18 protein-coding genes and 1 pseudogene are annotated in these 20,371 nt (G+C 39.9%); 5 read left to right on the plus strand and 14 right to left on the minus strand.

Going from position 1 to position 20,371, the window contains the following annotated elements:
• Positions 1-181 precede the first annotated feature (181 nt).
• On the minus strand, positions 182-718 hold the full coding sequence (locus H4J54_RS03610; RefSeq protein ID WP_182189584.1) for a hypothetical protein: 537 nt from the start codon (positions 716-718) through the stop codon (positions 182-184).
• 110 nt (positions 719-828) lie between these two features.
• Positions 829-1,524, minus strand: coding sequence for a HupE/UreJ family protein (locus tag H4J54_RS03615; protein WP_182189585.1), 696 nt, complete (start codon positions 1,522-1,524; stop codon positions 829-831).
• Between the two features lie 220 nt (positions 1,525-1,744).
• Between H4J54_RS03615 and H4J54_RS03620 the strand changes: the two genes are divergently transcribed.
• From H4J54_RS03620 to H4J54_RS03630, 3 genes are all read left to right on the plus strand, one after another.
• Positions 1,745-2,491 carry an ABC transporter permease gene (locus tag H4J54_RS03620; RefSeq protein WP_220464124.1) on the plus strand — a complete coding sequence of 249 codons (747 nt, stop codon included), beginning with the start codon at positions 1,745-1,747 and terminating at the stop codon, positions 2,489-2,491.
• A gap of 145 nt (positions 2,492-2,636) precedes the next feature.
• Entirely contained in the window at positions 2,637-3,032 is a 396-nt protein-coding gene (locus H4J54_RS03625; RefSeq protein WP_182189586.1) for an antitoxin Xre-like helix-turn-helix domain-containing protein, read from the plus strand.
• Between the two features lie 28 nt (positions 3,033-3,060).
• On the plus strand, positions 3,061-3,723 hold the full coding sequence (locus tag H4J54_RS03630) for an RES family NAD+ phosphorylase (protein WP_259366944.1): 663 nt from the start codon (positions 3,061-3,063) through the stop codon (positions 3,721-3,723).
• A 243-nt stretch (positions 3,724-3,966) separates the two neighbouring features.
• On the opposite strand, the gene H4J54_RS03635 is transcribed toward H4J54_RS03630, so the two are convergent.
• Entirely contained in the window at positions 3,967-5,763 is a 1,797-nt protein-coding gene (locus H4J54_RS03635; protein ID WP_182189587.1) for an acyl-CoA dehydrogenase C-terminal domain-containing protein, read from the minus strand.
• Between the two features lie 585 nt (positions 5,764-6,348).
• On the opposite strand from H4J54_RS03635, the gene H4J54_RS03640 reads away from it, so the two are divergent.
• Together H4J54_RS03640 and H4J54_RS03645 are read left to right on the plus strand one after the other, a co-directional pair.
• Entirely contained in the window at positions 6,349-7,011 is a 663-nt protein-coding gene (locus H4J54_RS03640; RefSeq protein ID WP_182189588.1) for a nitroreductase family protein, read from the plus strand.
• 293 nt (positions 7,012-7,304) lie between these two features.
• A complete protein-coding gene (locus tag H4J54_RS03645; RefSeq protein WP_182189589.1) occupies positions 7,305-7,997 on the plus strand; it encodes a crotonase/enoyl-CoA hydratase family protein in 693 nt (230 codons plus the stop codon).
• 574 nt (positions 7,998-8,571) lie between these two features.
• Here the strand turns inward: H4J54_RS03645 and H4J54_RS03650 are convergent.
• The 11 genes and pseudogenes from H4J54_RS03650 to H4J54_RS03700 all read right to left on the minus strand — a co-directional run bounded on the left by H4J54_RS03650 (position 8,572) and on the right by H4J54_RS03700 (position 20,336).
• On the minus strand, positions 8,572-9,744 hold the full coding sequence (locus tag H4J54_RS03650; protein WP_182189590.1) for a VWA domain-containing protein: 1,173 nt from the start codon (positions 9,742-9,744) through the stop codon (positions 8,572-8,574).
• A 2-nt stretch (positions 9,745-9,746) separates the two neighbouring features.
• Complete coding sequence (locus H4J54_RS03655; protein ID WP_182189641.1) at positions 9,747-10,586, minus strand: MoxR family ATPase; 840 nt, start codon at positions 10,584-10,586, stop codon at positions 9,747-9,749.
• A gap of 318 nt (positions 10,587-10,904) precedes the next feature.
• The gene (locus H4J54_RS03660; RefSeq protein WP_259366945.1) at positions 10,905-11,570 is read right to left on the minus strand and encodes a hypothetical protein; all 666 of its coding nucleotides are present in this window, start codon (positions 11,568-11,570) and stop codon (positions 10,905-10,907) included.
• A gap of 149 nt (positions 11,571-11,719) precedes the next feature.
• Entirely contained in the window at positions 11,720-12,718 is a 999-nt protein-coding gene (locus tag H4J54_RS03665) for an NADP-dependent oxidoreductase (protein ID WP_182189591.1), read from the minus strand.
• A 125-nt stretch (positions 12,719-12,843) separates the two neighbouring features.
• Positions 12,844-14,502, minus strand: a complete 1,659-nt coding sequence (locus tag H4J54_RS03670; protein ID WP_182189642.1) for an AMP-binding protein — start codon at positions 14,500-14,502, stop codon at positions 12,844-12,846.
• 146 nt (positions 14,503-14,648) lie between these two features.
• Positions 14,649-14,864, minus strand: a pseudogene (locus H4J54_RS03675) (acetyl-CoA C-acyltransferase); the annotation flags it as partial.
• Between the two features lie 100 nt (positions 14,865-14,964).
• Complete coding sequence (locus H4J54_RS03680; RefSeq protein ID WP_182189592.1) at positions 14,965-15,894, minus strand: SDR family NAD(P)-dependent oxidoreductase; 930 nt, start codon at positions 15,892-15,894, stop codon at positions 14,965-14,967.
• A gap of 80 nt (positions 15,895-15,974) precedes the next feature.
• Positions 15,975-16,436, minus strand: coding sequence for a MaoC family dehydratase (locus H4J54_RS03685; protein WP_182189593.1), 462 nt, complete (start codon positions 16,434-16,436; stop codon positions 15,975-15,977).
• 78 nt (positions 16,437-16,514) lie between these two features.
• Positions 16,515-18,320 (minus strand): acyl-CoA dehydrogenase, encoded by a 1,806-nt coding sequence (locus H4J54_RS03690; protein WP_182189594.1) that lies wholly within the window; start codon positions 18,318-18,320, stop codon positions 16,515-16,517.
• Between the two features lie 72 nt (positions 18,321-18,392).
• Entirely contained in the window at positions 18,393-19,154 is a 762-nt protein-coding gene (locus tag H4J54_RS03695) for an SDR family NAD(P)-dependent oxidoreductase (RefSeq protein WP_182189595.1), read from the minus strand.
• Positions 19,155-19,259: 105 nt separating this feature from the next.
• On the minus strand, positions 19,260-20,336 hold the full coding sequence (locus H4J54_RS03700; RefSeq protein ID WP_182189596.1) for a phosphotransferase family protein: 1,077 nt from the start codon (positions 20,334-20,336) through the stop codon (positions 19,260-19,262).
• Positions 20,337-20,371 lie beyond the last annotated feature (35 nt).

Consider the following 20,371-nt stretch of genomic DNA (forward strand, 5'->3'; position numbering starts at 1 on the left):
ATAATAGAGTGATAAGACACTTAATATAGCGAATATAGGGTCTAGACACTCCTGACTGCTTTAAAAATCTCATTAAGGAATGAAGACAAAAAAACGTATAAAGCATTGAAACCTAAATAAAAAACTTGTCAATAAATCAGTTCATAAAGCCACTAACAACCAATTTTTATCACAAAGTCCCTTAGCCTTTAATCGTATAATAACCCTTAATAGATAACGAAACTGTTACCGGTTGTTGCGTGGTATTTTTCCAATACCAACCGTGAGAGCCTTTAAAGGGGGTAGTTAGTGAACCTTGCATATTGTTTGTGGTGGCAATTGAAAAGCTTTCAAAATATCCCGTTGTATCCCCTGCTGGCTCACCGTGAAAATCAAAATAAAGTGCTGTAACACCCGATGTCCACTCGTACTCCACATGGGCATATTTATCCATATATAATTTATATTCTAAGCCTTTGCCTGCAGGGATAATAATCTCAACGTTATCACTGCGTAATAGATCATTTTGTTTACCTCGCGCTACTATCAAGGTTGGCGACTTTTCTGACGCTTCGGCTATTGCCGTTAGCCCTAATGCTTTGCCACTACCCGTTGGGTCAATATTATATTCTGCGGGTAAAATGCAGGTAATTAGTAGCGTTATTGCCACTAGAAGCGCGATAGCAGTGGCTTTAACTAAAGTTGTCGTGCTATGTACAGGTATATTAAATTTATGCATGTTATATCCTAAATATCTTTTTATTTGTTTTATTGATTTACTTGATACGGTAACAACTCGTTAAAATAGCCCTAAGTTGATGGTACTTTAATGAGCGTAAATCACTAACGCTAACTGATAAAATAGCCTGTGAGTTGTAAACCTATCAGCATAAAGCCAGCGCTTATTAGGGCGGTATTGGTGAAGGTTGCAAAGCTTAAGTAGCTACTATGTTTTCGCCAAAAACTTAATACGATTAACACCATGGCAAGTGCTAAAAGCTGACCTATTTCGACCCCTAGATTGAATGAAATAATATTGCTCACTAAGCCATTACTGGGTAACTGAAATTCTTGTATTTTAGTAGCTAAACCAAAACCATGAAATAAACCAAATACTGTTACAGCAATTTTAGTGTTGGGTTGGTAGTTAAATAGCCGTTGAAAGCCGCCTAAGTTATCAAAACCTTTATAGACCACAGATAGCCCGATAATGGCATCGATAATATAGGCATTAATTTCAATCTGGCTAAATACGCCATAGAGCAAAGTTAAACTATGGCCTAGCGTGAATAAGCTGACATAAAGCAACACGTCTTTGCTGCGAAACAAAAAGAACACCACACCAACTAGAAATAATAAATGGTCATAACCTGTTAGCATGTGTTTTGCGCCAATATAAATAAACGGGAATATTGCGCCCCCTTTATTCGCTTCTAAAAACTGTTTTGTAACATCGTCTACGCCGTGAGCCAACAGTGAAAATGACGAAAAAAGTCCTGTCGTTATTAAGAGTAAAAGTATAAAATTTTTACGGGTGTCATTCACTGAGTATTCCTTATTACTAGAGCTTGTTACTAGCGTTTTTATTAAATATTTTATCGCCGTGTTATACACTAAATTTGTATCTAAAGGTAATATACTAAATAATAGTTTCACCTTTATAAATAATTTGATCAACCCATAAGCGAATTTTCCTAATAGCACTATTTTAACGCCTGTTACTGTTGACAAAAAGCTTATGCAAACCTTAGGTTAACTACTTTTAATGCCCATAAATGATACCCTGCAAATGATCAGCTTAGTTGATCTATCTATTGCTTTTATCCCCGTTGTTATTGCGCTGGCTTTTTTATATTTATGGTCACTCAATGTAAAACAAGCGAGCTATGCCCTTTCACGTATGCTGGTACAGCTATTATTTATCGGCTACGCACTAAGCTACATATTTTATTCCGACAATGTCTGGTTAATCACTGCAATTTTATTAGCTATGGTCAGTATTTCTTGCTGGATTGCCTTACGCACCTTACCTGCATATCGACTAGTGCTGTTTAAACAAGGTTTTATTGCCATATTATGTGGCGGTGGTTTTACTTTATTGGTGATCAGCCAAGGCGCATTGTCTTTAAGTCCATGGTATCAAGCACAAGTTATTATTCCACTGGCGGGTATGATATTCGCCACCGCGATGAACAGCATTAGTTTGTCTGCAGAACGAATATTTTCAGAACTGGACAATAAAACCCCCTATCCAATAGCACGTAAGCAGGCACTTAATGCGGCGACAATACCCGTCATTAATTCATTATTCGCTGTGGGGTTAGTCTCATTACCCGGCATGATGACAGGGCAAATTCTGTCCGGTATTTCTCCTTTGATTGCCGTAAGATATCAAATTATTGTCATGTGTATGATTTTCGCCTCCGCCATACTTTCTGCGATAATATTTTTACTGTTATCAGAAAAGACCTTTAAAATAATTATCAAAAAAAAGCACAGTACCCAAGTATAACTAGCTTATTAATTACCGGCTCATTTAAAAAAACCGCATCATTTGAGGCAAATAATTGATAAAAGTACCATTTGAAACTACACTTAAGTTGGCAATAATTAGGTTAGCGACTTTTATGGCACATCGGTTTTATCAGGGGATCTAAATGAAGGCTGCAAATAAGCAAAATCAAACACCGAAAATTAACAGCGCCGTGGCCTTTAAACTCGGTAGTAATATATTAGAGAAGTGGCAATGCAGTGCCAGCGACAAGCAAGCTATTCTAGGTTTGAGCAAAAGTAGCTATTATCGTTTTAACCATAATGAAAGCGCTAGCCTTTCTAAAGACCAATTAGAGCGTATTAGTTACATTGCTAATATTCATCAAGCATTAAAAATGGTTTTTTCTAATCCTGACAATGTTTATGGCTTTATGGCGATGAAAAATGATAATCCTTACTTTAATGGCCATTCGCCACTATCGCTGATTTCAAGTGGAAATTTTGGCACCTTATACGAAGTTTTCAAGCGGATAGACGCCATGCGTAACGGGCAGTGGTAAGGTGAAGCCGAACACTAAAAAAGTAAACTTGCTGAACAAAATTGCCTTTAGGTTAGTGAACTCAAAATTTCCTCCTATGACGCTTTTTGATGATGTTGTCAGTCAAGAAGACTTTGCAACGGTTTACGCTATTCAAGCGCTCACCAACCCAAGAATATTAAATGAGCTTGGCGACTTATCACTACTATCAAGTAATGAAATTCCTTTTGGCATTGATGGTGTAAATTATGTAACCGCGCCTTTTACCCATATTAATCCTGAAGGCTCACGCTTTAGCAAGGGTGACTTTGGTGTACTTTATCTTGCCGACACGATTGATACCGCCATTAAAGAAACCCTTTACCATCAAGACAAATACTTTCAAAACCTGCAGGGTTTACATTATGACACTGTGGATATGCGTTGTTTAAAAGTAACCTTTAGTGCAAGTGTTGTTGATTTATTTCAGGTTAAAGGTATTTATGAACCAGAGGATTACTCGCTACCAAGGCGGCTTGGCGCAGAGCTTAAAAAGAATGCTCAGCAAGGTTTTCAATATTACTCGGTAAGAAATCAAGGTGCCACCTGTTGGGGATTATTTTCACCTATTCATGTCACTAGCGCTATTCAAACTAAACACTTTGAGTTTATCTTTGACGGAAAATCAATGTCGAAGGTTAGAGAGTTAGTTCATCAGCCACTGTTAAGCTAGCTTATTTTTAATGCAGGGTATGAGTTGATAGCCATGCGCACTGAAGATTAACACCTGATATAAGGTGAAAATGGTTATGTATTGCTATTTAAACAAGACATAACCATGAATGACTTAGCGAAAAAAGAGGCTTTCAACGCTAAGTGTTACTGTTATATTTTTTAGTAAAACATCACCTTTTCAAGCGTAAAATAATGTCAGCTGCTTTTGTTATTAAATGCCGCTAAAGGTTATTAAAAGCAATTAAAAAGCGAAGTCTTCACTCGCTAATGCCATCATTGAATCAACACCACCCTCAATACAAGCGGCGTGTCCTTTTGCGCGTGGCAATATGCGTTTAAAGTAAAAGTTTGCTGTTTTAATTTTTGCTTGGTAAAACGCTTTATCTTCATCGCTATTTTTTAATTTATCCTCAGCCACTGCCGCCATTCTTGCCCAGAAATAAGCTAAGGTAACATAGCCAGCAAACATCAAATAGTCGACTGATGCGCCGCCAATTTCATCTGCGTTGCTCATGGCTTTTTTACCTACGTCAGCGGTTAATTCTTGCCATTGCTGAGAATAAGCCCCTAGTGCTTGAATATGCTCTGCCATTTCTGGATTACCTGCATGCTGTTGGCAGAATGCGCCAATATCAGTCATAAAAGGTTTTAAAATGGCGCCTTTGCTGCCTAAAATTTTACGCGCAAGTAAATCTAAGGCTTGAATACCGGTAGTGCCTTCATATATGCAACTTATTTTAGTATCGCGCACTAATTGTTCCATGCCCCATTCTTTGATAAAGCCGTGGCCACCTAATATTTGTATACCATGACTGGTACACTCAAAGCCTAATTCACTCAACAAGGCTTTAGCTATCGGCGTTAACAAGGCGAGTCTTGTTTCAGCGTCTGCTACTTTGGCTGCATCTTTTTCGGCATGTGTTACATCAACTAACTGTGACAAATAACCCAATAACGCTCGGCCGCCTTCAGCAATAGATTTTTGCGTTAACAACATTCTACGCACATCTGGATGGACAATAATCGGGTCTGCCGGGCCATTTGGGTTTTTAACACCACTAATAGATCGCATTTGCAAACGGTCTTTAGCATAAGCTAATGCCCCTTGAAAAGACGCTTCTGTTGCTGCCGTACCTTCAAGTGCTACACCCAAGCGCGCTGCATTCATAAAGGTAAACATACAGTTTAAACCGCGGTTAACTTCACCAATTAAATAGCCTTTAGCACTATCAAAATTAATCACACAAGTAGCGTTAGCGTTGATACCCATTTTGTGTTCAATAGAACCACAACTTACCGCGTTTTTGTCCGCTATTGTGCCATCATCATTAATGTTGAATTTTGGTACAATGAAAAGAGAAATACCTTTACTACCTTCAGGCGAACCTGGAATACGGGCAATAACGATATGCACAATGTTGTCAGACAAATCATGCTCACCCGCTGAAATAAATATTTTTGAGCCGGTTAATGAATAGCTACCATCGTCTGTTAATTCTGCTTTGGTGCGCAACATGCCTAAGTCGGTACCACAATGTGCTTCAGTTAAACACATAGTGCCGGTCCAGCTGCCTTCAACTAGCTTTGGCATAAATTGTTGCTTTTGTTTATCAGTACCATGCGCTTCAATGGTCGCCATTGCACCATGACTTAAACCAGGATACATAGCAAAACTATGATTCGCTGCTGACATCATTTCGCTGATCGCGCCATTCAATGAATGTGGTAAGCCTTGACCGCCAAACTCTACGCTTTGAGATAATGTTGGCCAACCACCGTCGACATATTGCTTATAAGCATCTTTAAAGCCGTCTGGTGTAGTTACTACGCCATCTGTCCATGTACAACCTTGTTGATCACCTATTTGATTAATGGGTGCAATAACCTGCTCAGTAAATTTGGCAGCTTCGCTAAGAATAGCATCAACCATATCTTCACTGGCATCAGAATAACCAAGTTCTTGGTAATGCTTGTTGCAGTCTAACAACTCTTGCATCACAAACTTTATATCTCTAATCGGGGCTTTATACTCAGGCATTTATTTATTCTCCAGTTATTTTTAGATACAGTCTTTTTTTAATAGAAATTAACTTTACTACCGTTGAAAATAGCACAGTGGTAGTACCAGTACGAGCAATTAAGTTTTTTAGATTACTTTTAAATAAAATAACCATGAAAAAGCGTGTCACACTTAATTTCTGTAACCTTAACCTCGAACAATCAAGAGTCTGCTGGCCATCATTAGTCGTCTTATAATTTATGCTAATCACAAGACAGTTATAAAACAAATGAATATTTTTTATTACCTACTATTATATTTTCGTATACAAGAAGTCACCAAATATAGTTATAATTTGACTAGTGTCAAGATAGCTTGTAACTTACTTAACTAACGTCTAGTTTAGTGCCGTTTTATCTTATATATCATCACTACTATATGTTTTTATAATACCGTATGATTAAAATTATTCATTGGTGTTATAAAAACATCGGCTTTAACATAAGTAACACTACAAGCATGATTTTATGCTGTAGGTTATTATTAAGCTTAGATTTAAATTAAACTTAGCTTCAAACAGCAAATTAATCATCCGCTATTTTAAATCATTATAAAGGACCTGCTATGTCAGTGATTGCCCTGTTAGAAAAACGCTATTCTACCCGTGCTTATTTGGATAAACCCATACCACAACCATTACTTGAATCCATTTTTACACAAGCACAACAAGCGCCTTCAAACTGTAATGTGCAACCTTGGCAAACCTGTGTAGTGTCAGGTGAGAAGAAAGAACAATTAAAAAACGCTCTGATCTCAACCGTCATGAAAGGTGCTGCACCCAATCCTGATTTTAACTGGCTACCTAAATATGAAGGCGTTCATCGAGATCGCCAATTTGGTTCAGCAAATGCTCTTTATAGTGCTATTGGCGTAACCCGAGAAGATAAGCCAGGCCGACAGCGTGCGATGATACGAAACTGGAGCTTTTTTGATGCTCCTCACGTTGCTTTTTTTACCATGGATAAATATTTAGATATTATGGGAGCCGTTGACCTGGGTATTTATGCCCAAACGCTTTCATTAATACTCGCAGAGCATGGCTTGTCATCTTGTATGCAAGGCGCACTGGGCCAATTCCCCGATCCGATAAAAGCAGCACTTAACTTACCAGAACAGCGTGGCATTTTATTTGGTATGTCATTTGGTTATGCTGATGAAAGCGCTGCCGTAAATAATACCCGAACTGAGCGTGAAGATATGGCCAATGCGGTGACCTTTTTTAGCTAATCTTAAAAAGCAGAGCAACATTTAATGGCTATATTGCCAATGAAATATAACGCTATTTTTAATCTATTTAAAATTTTTAAGCAAACGTACAGTTTTTGCTGGCGATTGTTTCAATGCCGCTGATACTATGATGGCAATTATATTAGCAATGGCTGAAAATCTTGGGTTATGAGCAAGTCGCACCATAACCCAAGCTTATCTTGTTAACATTAACAAAAGGCAGCCGACCAAAAAGTAACAAGTTTTGCTTGGTAAGGCCATTTCATTCAAATTAGATAACTTTAGGAAGAACCGTGGAATTAATCGATTTAGACATTAATGAAAAAATTGCAACAATCACTTTAAAAAATGGCAAAGTTAACGCTATTTCTCACCAAGTGATAGCCGAAATAAATGACGCTTTAGATCAAGCTGAATCCGCAGGTGCTGTGGTTATTTTAACCGCTGAACCCGGTATATTCTCTGCTGGATTTGACTTAAAAACCATGAAAGAAAGTTCAGAGTCAGCGGTGGCCTTAGTTACCGCGGGTTCTACTTTGTCTCGTCGTATGTTGTCATTTCCTTTGCCAATTATCGGTGCATGTTCTGGTCATGCTATTGCTAAGGGGGCATTTCTATTACTGAGTTGTGATTATCGTATCGGCAGTTTAGGTAAATTTAAAATCGGCTTAAACGAAGTCACTATTGGTATGACTATGCACCAGGCCGGCATTGAAATAGCCCGCAATCGCATACCCACTAACTATTTAACCCGCTCAGTGATTAATGCCGAATTATTCTCGCCAGAAACAGCAGTTTTAGCTGGGTTTTTAGATACCCTAGTAGAGCCAGAACAGTTAATGGCAACAGCGAAGGTAGCTGCTACTCAGATGCTGACCTTGAATATGGATGCGCATCACGGTACTAAGTTAAAAACAAGAAAAGATATTTTAGCGACGTTAGATGCGGCCATTGCCCTTGATTCAGCTATGGTTATCGCTTTATAGAAATTTTTTAAAACCGCTTGATATACCTGCCTATGCACTTAAATCAGAACGTTAGTTTAAGTGCATAATCATCATCTATAGTAAGTTCTATACAGGCAGCATCTAGTTAAATGACATTTAACTGCTTTTGGCCTTAAGACTGATAACAAAAACAATACTAGCTGCCGATGTTTTTTGGCCCATAGCATTAATCACCCGCTTAACGGTGGCGGACTAAAGTCCGCCCTACAAAACAGTCGTCTAAATTCACATTGTCACCCGTAGGCTCTATGTAGGATGGACTTCAGTCCATCGAGTTAAATGAAATTTAACGGCTTTTAGTATTAAGACTGATAAAGAAAAAACAATACCGGCTGCCAATGTTTGTTGGCCGATAGCATTAATCACTTGCTTAACGGTGGCGGACTAAAGTCCGCCCTACAAAACAGTCGTCTAAATTTACATTGTTACCCGCTTAACGGTTGGCGGACTAAAGTCCGACCTACAAAAAAATTTCCCAAGGCTAGATTATCACCCGTAGCTTCTCTGTAGGCCCTATATAAATTGGACTTTTTATTTATACTTACATGAGTCTTTAGCTCACTTCTTTAATAGCACGACCGATACCGTCAACCGTTAGTGGAAACATTTTATCGTCAATTAACCCTTTGATAATTGAAATTGACTGATGATAATCCCATTGATTTTCTGGTTGTGGGTTTAACCATGCCACCTTATTAAAATGCCCCAAAATTCGTTGCATATAATCAATGCCGGCTTTTTTATTCCAATGTTCAACACTGCCACCTGGGGCTATTATTTCATAAGGCCCCATGGTAGCGTCACCGACAAAAAGTACCTTATAGTCACTACCAAAGGTTCTTATTATCTCTTCTAGATCAACGGTGTTCGTACGACGACGGCTGTTGTCTTTCCATAAACTTTCGTAAACACAATTATGAAAATAGAAAAACTCAAGGTGTTTAAACTCAGTATGCGCCGCTGAGAATAGCTCCTCACAGGTATGAATGTATTCATCCATAGAGCCGCCAATATCAAAAAACATTAATACTTTTACCGAATTATGGCGCTCAGGCTCCATATGCACGTCGAGTAAGCCACCATTTTTTGCAGTAGAGCGTATAGTGGTATTAATATCAAGCTTTTCACTGGCGCCAGTACGAGCAAATTTTCTCAGTTTTTTAAGCGCAAGTTTGATATTGCGCGTACCGAGTTCTTTATCTTGGTCAAAGTTTCTAAACTCGCGCTTATCCCACACTTTTACCGCTCGGTTATTACGATTACCGTCTTGACCCACACGAATACCTTCTGGGTGATAACCATAGGCGCCAAACGGTGATTTACCGCCGGTACCAACCCATTTGTTACCACCTTCGTGTCGTTTCTCTTGCTCTGCAAGGCGCTCTTTTAAGGTTTTCATTAATTCGTCAAGACCACCCAAGGCCTTTAACTTGTCTTTCTCTTCTTGACTGAGTTGGCTTTCAAATTTTTTTCTTAGCCATTCATCCGGTACAACCTTGTCGAAAATATCGATCTTTTGCACACCGTCAAAATATTCAGCGAATGCCCCATCAAACTTGTCATAATGGATCTCGTCTTTAACCATCACGATTTTAGCTAAATGATAAAAGGCTTCAACATCGGCAAAAACTACGCCTTTTTTTAGTAACGCAATAAGATCTAAGAGCTCTCGCAAACTCACCGGTACTCTGTGCTTTCTAAGGGTTAAAAATAAATCTATAAACACGTTTATTGCCTGTTTCTGCGACTAATAAAAGCGAGCTTTTCGAGTAATGACACATCTTGCTCATTTTTAAGTAAAGCGCCAAATAAAGGAATGATGTCTGACTTTTTATTAATCAATACATCTTGAGCAACATCGTCGGCAACTAGCAGTTTTAACCAGTCAATTAACTCAGACGTTGACGGTTTTTTCTTAATACCTTGCACGTCTCTTAGATCAAAAAACACCTCTAAAGTATGCGCTAACAAGTCTTGTTTTACATGCGGATGATGGACGGCAATAATTTGTTCCATCTCTACTTTGGTTGGAAATTTAATGTAATGAAAGAAGCAGCGGCGCAAAAATGCATCGGGTAGCTCTTTTTCATTATTGGAGGTAATAATGATAATCGGCCGTTGTTTTGCTTTAATCACTTGTTGAGTTTCATAAACAAAAAACTCCATTTTATCAAGCTCTTGCAATAAATCATTGGGAAATTCTATATCGGCTTTGTCTATTTCATCAATTAATAATATCGGTCGTTGTTCTTCTTCAAACGCCTGCCAAAGCTTGCCTTTAATAATATAATTTGAAATATCATTAACCCGTTCATCACCTAATTGGCTATCTCGTAAACGCGACACGGCGTCATATTCATACAAGCCCTGCTGTGCCTTAGTGGTCGATTTAATATGCCATTGATATAACTTACAATTAAGTGACTTTGCTAATTCTTCTGCTAGCTGAGTTTTACCCGTACCCGGTTCACCTTTGATCAATAAGGGTTTTTCTAAAGTAATTGCTGCGTTTACCGCTAAGCGAAGTTCGTCTGATGCAATATAATTTTCTGTACTGTTAAACATGATTTTACCTATAAATATGATGCCCTATAATTTTAGGCGCCATTAAAAATTGATGGATTAATATAACTATCTGACTCAATAATTACTCAGACCGGAAAAAGGTCTGGCGTGTCTGCTGATTGCTTTTATATTCACAAAACGTTTAAGATTAATGATATCGTCTTAAGCTAAATAAGAGCAAACACTCAGTGAGTTTATTTTTTAGTATCCTCCTACAAGGCTTTTAATTTCACTCATAAATATTGCCTAACTTAATAATGAGCAAATCGGTTAGTACTGCTTGCACACAGATATACTCACTTTAGTTTCCTTAGATTTAGGTTAAAACTTCTCTTCAAACCATTTTTTAGTTAAGCCTATGGTCACCATGCTTTTAAGTTTAAAAAGTGCCATCCAATCACCGTCTTCAGGTACTGCGTTGCCACAACGTGGGTCTGAACGCTGCAGTGCTCCCGTCATTTTATGGTCGATTGGAATTGGCTCACAACCATGACCTGATTCACAGATAAAGTCCCAAGGGTCACGAGCCGGTACATGACAAGCAAAACAGTTGCCGTCAAAACGGTTTACCACATCAACAAAGCCACGTTTGGCGATTGTAGAGCCATTTTCATTAACTTCAAGTTCAAAAAATTCCCAGTCGCCCGTCGCTGGAGATGTTCCTGACTCGCGCTTAACCATCACTTCTGTAGGCACCAGTTGTACTACCGAGCCTGGAGGATAGACTGCGCCTTCCGGAGCGTTTGCCGCGGCTAAGGTACTTTTTATGTCACCTAAAAGGTTATCGATATAAAAGTGCCTTACGGGTGTCATTTCTCTTATACAACTAAAACTTGTTTCATCGACCTTAACAGCCTTTGTATCTAAAACGCTTCTAGCAACCACTGCTTCAGCCCTTACTGCGCTTGCTTGTGGCGTTTCTGCTTTAACAGATAATGCGGTCAAAGCAGCGAGTATCACTAAGCTAGGGCTCAAATTAATCAACAATTTTTGCTACCTTCTCATTTCTATATAAATTTAACGCTATAGACTAGGCACATCTTTGCTTGGCTATAGCGTATTTTTTCTGCGCGAAGGTTATCTGCACAAAGGGTATAACCTCATATTTTATCTGCAGATACTGTTCGTTTTCCGGATTAAAGCTTAACGATTAGTTTGCCTTTGTTTTTACCCGTGAAGAATAAGTTCAAGCCTGTGATTGCCGACTCAAGCCCCTCTAACACGTGCGCACGATGTTTGATTTTCCCTTGCATCACGTAAGGTGTCAGCTTGGTTAATAAGGCTGGAATTTCACCAAAATGATCTGGCATGGTAAAACCTTGTATCGTTAAACGCTTTTTGATGATCGGGATCCAATTTGGCGCTAAGTCAGGATTTTGTTTTGGATAATCGGCAATTAAGCCACAAACGACAATACGACCATGCGCATTCATTCTTTCAAAGACATGGTGCTGTATTGGGCCACCCGTATTTTCAAAGTAAACGTCAACACCCTTTGGGGTAAGTTCGGCTAATTTTTCAGCTAAATTATCTGTTTTATAATTAATAGCACCGTCAAAGCCTAATTCGTTAACAATCCAATCGGCTTTTTCATCACTACCCACTACGCCAATAACCCTAAGGCCATCCGCTTTCGCTAACTGCCCGACAATTGAACCAACCGAGCCTGCCGCACCAGAAACCACCAGTGTTTCACCACTTTTTGGCTTACCTATGCTGTACAAACCTTGTGTGGCGGTTAAGCCCGGTAAAGCAAATACCGATAAAATCGCTTCATCTGGCAGTGGCGCAGCAACTTTGTTCAAGCCTGCACCGTCACTTAAGTGATATTCTTTCCAGCCCATCATGCCCATAACGCGGTCGCCCACTTTAAAGTCAGCATGTTGACTTTCGACGACTTCGCCAATGCCTGAACTGCGCATCACATCGCCTAATGCCACCGGCGGAATATAACTTTCGGTGTCAGCACTCATCCAACCAAACATAGCGGGATCAAGCGACATATGGTTTTGTTTTACTAAGAATTGCCCTTCTCCAACGGTTGGCATGGCGACTTGCACAACGTCAAATAGTTCTGGGCCAATAGGGCCAGTACCTGGACGAGCGATTAAATTAATTGCGGTATAAGTAGTCATTATATTTCTCCTAGTTATCTTCTTTACTGAATATACAGAGCCAGATTAATAAAGCCTGATAAACAGATAAAGCAGTGGTTAATTTTTATTAAGCCGATAGTGGCAAATAGTGTCGATTTAACGGTTTAGCTGCGTAATTCTTTTCGCAGCACTTTGCCGACATTGCTCTTGGGTAATTCATCGATAAATTCTACAAACTTAGGACGTTTATAATTGGTTAGCATTTCATGACAGTGATCAAAAATGTCTTGTTCGGTTAAGTTAGGATCTTTTTTAACAATAAATACTTTTACTGCTTCACCGCTAGCATCGTTTTTAACACCAACGGCTGCCGCTTCAAGTACCCCTTGGTGCATCACGAGAACTTCTTCTATTTCATTGGGGAAAACGTTAAAACCAGAGACAATAATCATGTCTTTTTTACGATCGACAATCTTAAAAAAGCCATTCTCGTCCATGGTGGCGATATCACCTGTTGCTAACCAACCGTCTTTTAATACTTCATCAGTGGCGGCTTGACGATTAAAATAACCTTTCATCACTTGTGGACCTTTTACCCACATTTCACCCGGCTGTCCTAGCGCAACATCAGCTCCATCATCATCGACTAAACGAATATCTGTTGAAGAAACAGGAATACCGATAGAGCCATTGTAATTTTCTTGGTTATAGGGGCTCATAGTCACTAAGGGCGCGCACTCAGTTAAGCCGTAACCTTCTAATAAACGTGTGCCAGTGATCTTTTCCCAAAGTTCTGCGACAGGACGTTGCACAGACATACCACCACCAAAACCAAGTTTCAGTGGACTAAAGTCAAGTTTGTCAAAACCTGGGGTATGTAATAAACCATTAAATAAAGTGTTTACACCGGTTATGACGGTAAAAGGATATTTAGCTAATTCTTTAACAAAACCGGCCATATCTCTAGGATTAGTAATTAATAGATTAGTGCCACCAAAGGGGATAAAACACAGACAGTTAGAGGTTAAGGCATAAACATGATAAAGCGGTAACGCGGTAACCATAATTTCTTTGCCAACCTCGTAAACATTTTTAGTCGCGGCATTAGATTGCTCGAGGTTAGCAACCATATTACGGTGGGTTAACATTGCGCCTTTTGAAGGTCCGGTTGTGCCGCCAGTATATTGTAAGAAAGCTAAATCAGTTCCCACCACCTCAACCGGCATAAAATTAAGCGCCGCGCCTTTTGCCATTGCCCGATTAAATTTTACTGCTTGAGGTAAATGGTACGCAGGTACTTGTTTCTTAACATACTTTAGTACGCCATTAATGATAGCGCCTTTAATTTTACTCAACCTGTCACCAACACCGGTAATAATAACCTGCTCTACGTCAGTTTTATCAATAACGGCGGCAAGTACATGAGCAAAGTTTTCGAGAATAAGAATGCCTTTTGCGCCCGAGTCTTTTAATTGGTGTTGTAATTCACGCGCGGTATAAAGCGGGTTGACATTAACCACGGTTAGTCCCGCAATCAATGCGCCAAATAATGCGATAGGATATTGCAGGGTATTTGGGATCATAATGGCAAATTTATCGCCTTTAACTAATCCTAAATCTTGTTGCAAATAAGCAGCAAAGTCGTTAGCTTGTTGTGCAAGTTCTTGATAAGAAATGCTAGCACCCATATTAATAAATGCGGTATTGTTTTTATAAAGTTTGGTGTATTTTAAAAATAAATCTGCCAAAGAGTTATATTTGTCTGGATCTATTTCAAATGCTAGACCCTTTGGGTAACTTTTTTCAAGCCAAATTCTTTCCATTTTATTCTCTCCCCAATTATTCATTTTTTAAGTAACTTTACTAAGAGACTTTTAATCAGCGGCACTTACTATCTGATATTTAAAAAGTGGCATTTAATAAGTGATCTTAATATTATTTTTGCTGCCGTGCTACATTGCCTTAATGTTTAAGGTACTTCAAATAAACCTGCTGCACCCTGCCCACCAATGCACATGCTGATCACCACATATTTCACACCGCGTCGGTACCCTTCAATTAACCCATGCATAACCATACGTGTGCCAATCATGCCGTATGGATGACCAATTGAAATAGCACCACCATTTACATTCAGACGATCTTCTGGAATACCCAGCTTTTGAGCACAATATAAAACTTCTACTTTACTAATAGCATCTGTTGCTTTGTCCATCACTAATTTTGTTGCTGTAACCGGCACAATTTCATCATCAAAATTATTCGCGAATTCTTTAGCCAAATAGTTACGCGTGACTGTTTTGTTGTGCTTTCATAAAAGCCATGGCTTTTAAAACAAACTTTTCACCTTGTTTGGCTCCTGAGGCTAATGCCGCTTGGCCAGTTTGATTAGTTAACTCAGGCCATTGTTCACGCACAGTTTCAGGATTTTGGTTTTTCCCGGCAATAAAACAACCCTGGGTTTCAAAGATACTGGCACTTGAATAGCCGCCTGCGCCAGCACATAAAATAAAGCGATTAGGGGCATCGTCATCACACAGTGTTAACAGGCCGGCCGTCACCGCTTCAGGTGCAAAAGCTTGGACAATTTCTGCCGGCATTAAATCTTCCGTCATACGTGTGCCTGCAGTTGGCGCTAGGGCATTGACGCGAATGTTATTTTTTGCACCTTCAAGCACTAAGGTATTCATTAAACCTAACACCGCCATTTTTGCCGCGCCGTAATTTGCTTGACCGAAATTACCGTACATACCGCTTGAAGAGGTGGTCATCACGATACGGCCATAGTTTTGTTCGCGCATGATGTCCCAAACCGCTTTAGTGCAATTAACTGAGCCCATAACATGAACATCCATCACTAGTTTGAAGTCATCTAAGCTCATTTTAGCAAAAGATTTATCACGTAAAATACCGGCATTATTAATCAAGATATCAACACGACCCCATTTTTCCATGGCTTGATTCACCATGTCTTGTACTTGATCAAAATTGGCAACGTTAGCACCGTGACTGATAGCTTCACCGCCATTTTCTGTAATTAAACGCACCACTTCTTCGGAGGCTTGTGACGATGCACCGCTACCATCGCGCGCACCACCTAAGTCATTAACCACCACTTTTGCACCAAGTGCGGCAAGTGCTAAGGCGTGTGAACGGCCTAAACCATTACCCGCGCCCGTAACAATGGCGACCTTACCTTCAAAACTTATTGGCATAATACTTCCTTAACAGGCTTTAATTAGTTGTTTATTAATTACCCACATTTAGATAATCCACATTTAGACGATAGATAGCGTTATTTCACCATTTGCACTGAAAGCCATTCCGCCACTAATGCCGGCGTGTCGCAACCTTCAATTTCAACCGTCACTTGTGTAGATAAACGATATTGTCCTGGTTTTTTCTCTTCAATCGCTAGCGTTTTAGCATGTGCTCTAACACGACTATTTACCTTAACCGGCTGCAAGAACCTGACTTTGTCAAAGCCCGCGTTTAAGCCCATATAGCAACCCTCAATAATGACACTGAAGTCTTCCGCAAAATGAGAAAGCATTGATAAAGATAAAAAGCCATGGGCTATGGTTGCGCCAAATGGCGTTGCTTTTGCCTTTTCTTCATCAATATGAATAAATTGATGATCTAGGGTGCAATCCGCAAATTGATTAATTTGCGCCTGCGTTATTTGGTGCCAAGGGGTTGGCTCAGCTTCAAAACCAATGTAGTTGGCTAATTGATCTTTTGTTATTATGGTTGGCATAGTAAATTTCCTTTTAAGCGCATGATTATTTAAGACCCTGGTTATTTAAGTACATAGTTATTTAAGGCCAGTTAAGCTTTAAAACCAGTCTACTTTCATGTCATAGGTTGTACTGTCTGCATTAACTAAAATACTCGACCATAGCGCTATTTTTGGTAACTCAAAGCGATAAAAATACTGTAATGCTTGCAGCTTTCCGTGATAAAAATCCTCATCGCTTTGATGCGGTTGTTTGCTCAGTGCTTCGCTAGCCACTATGCCTTGTTTTAACCATAACCAGGCGACAATAACCTGACCAAAAAATTCAAGGTATTTTACTGAGTTAGCTAAAGCCAAATCGATATTACGGGTCGACATTGCACCTAATAGCACTTGAGTGGTTTGTTTTAAGGTTTCAACAGCGGCACTGAGTTGGCTAGAAAATTCAGCTAAATTTTTATAGGATTTTGCTTGTTCAATGGTTTTATAAATTTCGGCTAGGGTTGCTGTGTAGCCGGCCATTTTATTCATCGGTACTTTTCGGGTTAATAAATCTAACGACTGAATACCTGTGGTGCCTTCATGAATAGCATTTAAACGATTGTCACGATAAAACAATTCAACAGGATGCTCGTTAATATAACCATGTCCACCCAATACTTGAATAGCTAAGTCGTTAGCTTTAGTACCGTATTCTGACGGCCAGGTTTTTATAATTGGCGTTAAAAAGTCTAATAACACTTGTGCATCTTGTCGTGCTTCAATTGTGGGCGCTGTTTTTTCGTCGTCACTCAGTTGTGAGCCATAAAGCACCAGTGCAAGTGCGCCTTCAGCATAGGCTTTTTGCGCAAGTAACATACGGCGAACATCGGCGTGTTCAATAATATTAACCATGGGGGAAAGTGGATCTTTGCATGATGGCAAGCGCCCTTGTGGACGGTTTTTTGCGTAATCAAGTGAATATTGATAACCGGCAACCGCGAGTGTTGCAGCGCTAGTACCTACCATAATACGTGCCTCATTCATCATATGAAACATGTACTTAAGCCCTTGATTCTCTTCACCCACTAAGTAGCCCACTGAGCCATTTTTTTCACCAAAGCTTAAGGCTGTTGAGGTGTGAGCGCGACCACCCATTTTGTGAAACAAACCCGCTAGCGCCACCTCATTATCCTCACCCAAAGTGCCGTCATGGTTCACTAAAAATTTTGGCACGACAAATAATGAAATACCTTTAATACCTTTCACTGCGCCTTTTACTCGCGCAAGTACTAGATGGACAATATTTTCACTTAAGTCATGATCGCCACCAGAAATATAGATTTTATTACCGCTAATGCGATAAGTATCATCTGCTGACTTAACCGCCTTGGTGATTAAATCGCCAAGCCCTGAGCCGCTGCCTGGCTCGGTCATCGCCATGGTGCCCATGAATCGTCCTGAGCGCATGGGTTTAACCCATTTTTCAATCAGGGCTTTGCTACCATGGGCTTGCAGTAAATTTGCATTAGCCGTGGTCAACATGTTGTAACCTAAGCCAACACCCCCTGCGGCGGTTAGATAGGTGTTAGCCGCGCTTGCAATAATGGCCGGTAATTGCATGCCATTTGAGGCGAAATCTGCACTAGCTGAAGCAATACCCGAGGCTATTACCGCTTCAATAGCCGGTTTTAACTCAGGGATAAGGCTGACGTTTTTACCGTCAAAAGTAGGCTGATGCGTATCAAGTTTTTGTCGAATAGGTAAGAAGTATTTCTCAGCTATGGCTTTAGCCGTATTGATGACCTCATTGAAAGTTTGACGGTCATGGTCTTGATAGCGTGCTCGTTTGATCAGTGATTCACTATCAAAAAGCTCATAAAGCATAAATTCAAGATCACGTTCATTCATTAATGTTGCCGACATAAAATTATCTTCTCATCTTTTGACTTAGCTAAATAACAGCGAGTTAGTGCAAGTGATTACATGGTTATTAACTTATTGCGCTGAAACACCGCCATCTATGGCGATACATTGCCCTGTCATGTAGGTATTCGCTGGAGATAACATCATCAGCATCATGGCAACAATTTCTTTAGGTTCGCCTAAGCGATTCATCGGAGCGCCTCTAGCCATTTTCTGTTGTTGTTCTTGGTCTGCAAAATTAGTCACCATAGGCGTTAAGGTAAAAAAGGGACAAATGGCATTGATACGAATATTGTGGCGACCATATTCAACCGCACCCGATTTGGTTAAACCAATCACCGCATGTTTAGCCATCGCATAAGCACTACCTCTGGCGGCACCACTTAGGCCAGCCATAGAACTCACATTGAGAATGCTACCTTCACCTTGTTGCAACATTTGTTGTATTTGATGGCGCATGCCAAATTGAACACCTTTAACATTAATGGCAAATTGACTGTCCATTATGGCTTCGTCTATCTCATGTAGTGGCATAAATTCGTGGGCGACACCGGCATTATTTACCCCTATATCAACACGGCCAAAGTGTTTAATCGCGGTGTCGACCATAGCTTTACAGTCATCATTTTTTGAAACATCACAGGCCAGTGCAATAACCTCAGCGCCGGTTGATGCTATATCTTCAGCCACTTTTAACACACCAGACTCGTTAATATCACTGATCACTAACTTGGCACCACGCTTAGCCAACTCTTGTGCTAACAGCTGACCAAAGCCTTGCGCTGCGCCGGTAATAACAGCTACTTTTCCTGTAAAATCTAATAGTGCATCCATGGTATTTCCCTTACATTTCAAATATTGTTGATGAATTTTTTGTTATAACGCGCCGTTATCACTCAATTTACATGGCTATATTTTATTCAAAACTTACCTTTGACATTACTTATCTGTTGTTTGTTCGTCTGTTTTTTCGGCTGCCTGTTCGCCTTCCTGCTCGATAATACTTAAAGCCATTTGCGCTAAAGGTTCAACAAAGGCCCCCACTTTATCGGCCTGTTTATTTGATGCGTTGCCCTCTGACGCGCGTTTTGCCACGCCTTGCACTATTGCCGCTAATCTAAAAAAGCTAAATGCTAAGTAGAAGGTCCAATTGTCGATACGGTCAATGCCCATACGTTGACAGTAACTTGCAACATATTCGGCTTCTGTGGGTATGCCTAAACTCACCCTATCAACACCTTGCAGGCCATCGATTGAGCCCATCCCTTGTGGCATACGCAGCTGCATACATTGATAAGCTAAATCAGAAAAAGGATGTCCTAACGTCGATAATTCCCAATCCAGTACAGCCATGACTTCAGGCTTGTCTTTGGCAAACATCATATTGTCTAAGCGAAAATCACCATGTACTAAGCAAACTCGGCCATCGTCTTCAGGCAGGTGTTTTTCAAGCCAAAGTATCAGCTGGTCCATAGCCAAAATTTGCTGTAATTCTGTCGTACGATATTGCGAAGACCAACGAGCAAATTGTCGTTCAAAGTAGTTACCTGCTTTGCCATAATCAGCTAAACCTACTAGGTCAATATCAACGCTGTGTAGAGCGACTAAGGTTTTATTCATCGCATCATATAGTTGGCTGCGATAAGCATTGGTTGAAATTTCAGCTAATGCCGGACTCCAGTAAACGCTACCATCACAAAACTCCATCAAGTAAAACATAGCGCCAATAATACTGGTATCGCGACAAAGGTGATAAACCTGAGCAACAGGTACGTCTGTATCTTTAAGGGCATTAAGTACTTCAAATTCTCGATCAACGGCATGGGCAGATTTTAACAATTTGCCCGGTGGTTGGCTGCGCAATACATACAAACCCGATTCAGCCGTGACTTTAAAAGTAGGATTTGACTGCCCACCGCTAAACTTGCTTAATGTGATAGGGCCAATAAAACCTGCGACATGAGACTCAAGGTATTGAGTTAATTTTTCTAGATCAAAAGCAAAGCTTGCTGTCATCTGTTTATCTCTTTTATTGATTTAACCTGCTCAAT

Source organism: Colwellia sp. MB3u-8, assembly GCF_014076985.1.
Lineage (GTDB): Bacteria > Pseudomonadota > Gammaproteobacteria > Enterobacterales > Alteromonadaceae > Cognaticolwellia.

Coding starts and splice junctions, on each gene's coding strand:
- H4J54_RS03610 (WP_182189584.1), bottom strand. CDS start 718: ATGCATAAATTTAATATACCTGTACATAGCACGACAACTTTAGTTAAA.
- H4J54_RS03620 (WP_220464124.1), top strand. CDS start 1,745: ATGCCCATAAATGATACCCTGCAAATGATCAGCTTAGTTGATCTATCT.
- H4J54_RS03625 (WP_182189586.1), top strand. CDS start 2,637: ATGAAGGCTGCAAATAAGCAAAATCAAACACCGAAAATTAACAGCGCC.
- H4J54_RS03635 (WP_182189587.1), bottom strand. CDS start 5,763: ATGCCTGAGTATAAAGCCCCGATTAGAGATATAAAGTTTGTGATGCAA.
- H4J54_RS03640 (WP_182189588.1), top strand. CDS start 6,349: ATGTCAGTGATTGCCCTGTTAGAAAAACGCTATTCTACCCGTGCTTAT.
- H4J54_RS03665 (WP_182189591.1), bottom strand. CDS start 12,718: ATGACTACTTATACCGCAATTAATTTAATCGCTCGTCCAGGTACTGGC.
- H4J54_RS03670 (WP_182189642.1), bottom strand. CDS start 14,502: ATGGAAAGAATTTGGCTTGAAAAAAGTTACCCAAAGGGTCTAGCATTT.
- H4J54_RS03680 (WP_182189592.1), bottom strand. CDS start 15,894: ATGCCAATAAGTTTTGAAGGTAAGGTCGCCATTGTTACGGGCGCGGGT.
- H4J54_RS03685 (WP_182189593.1), bottom strand. CDS start 16,436: ATGCCAACCATAATAACAAAAGATCAATTAGCCAACTACATTGGTTTT.
- H4J54_RS03690 (WP_182189594.1), bottom strand. CDS start 18,320: ATGTCGGCAACATTAATGAATGAACGTGATCTTGAATTTATGCTTTAT.
- H4J54_RS03695 (WP_182189595.1), bottom strand. CDS start 19,154: ATGGATGCACTATTAGATTTTACAGGAAAAGTAGCTGTTATTACCGGC.
- H4J54_RS03700 (WP_182189596.1), bottom strand. CDS start 20,336: ATGACAGCAAGCTTTGCTTTTGATCTAGAAAAATTAACTCAATACCTT.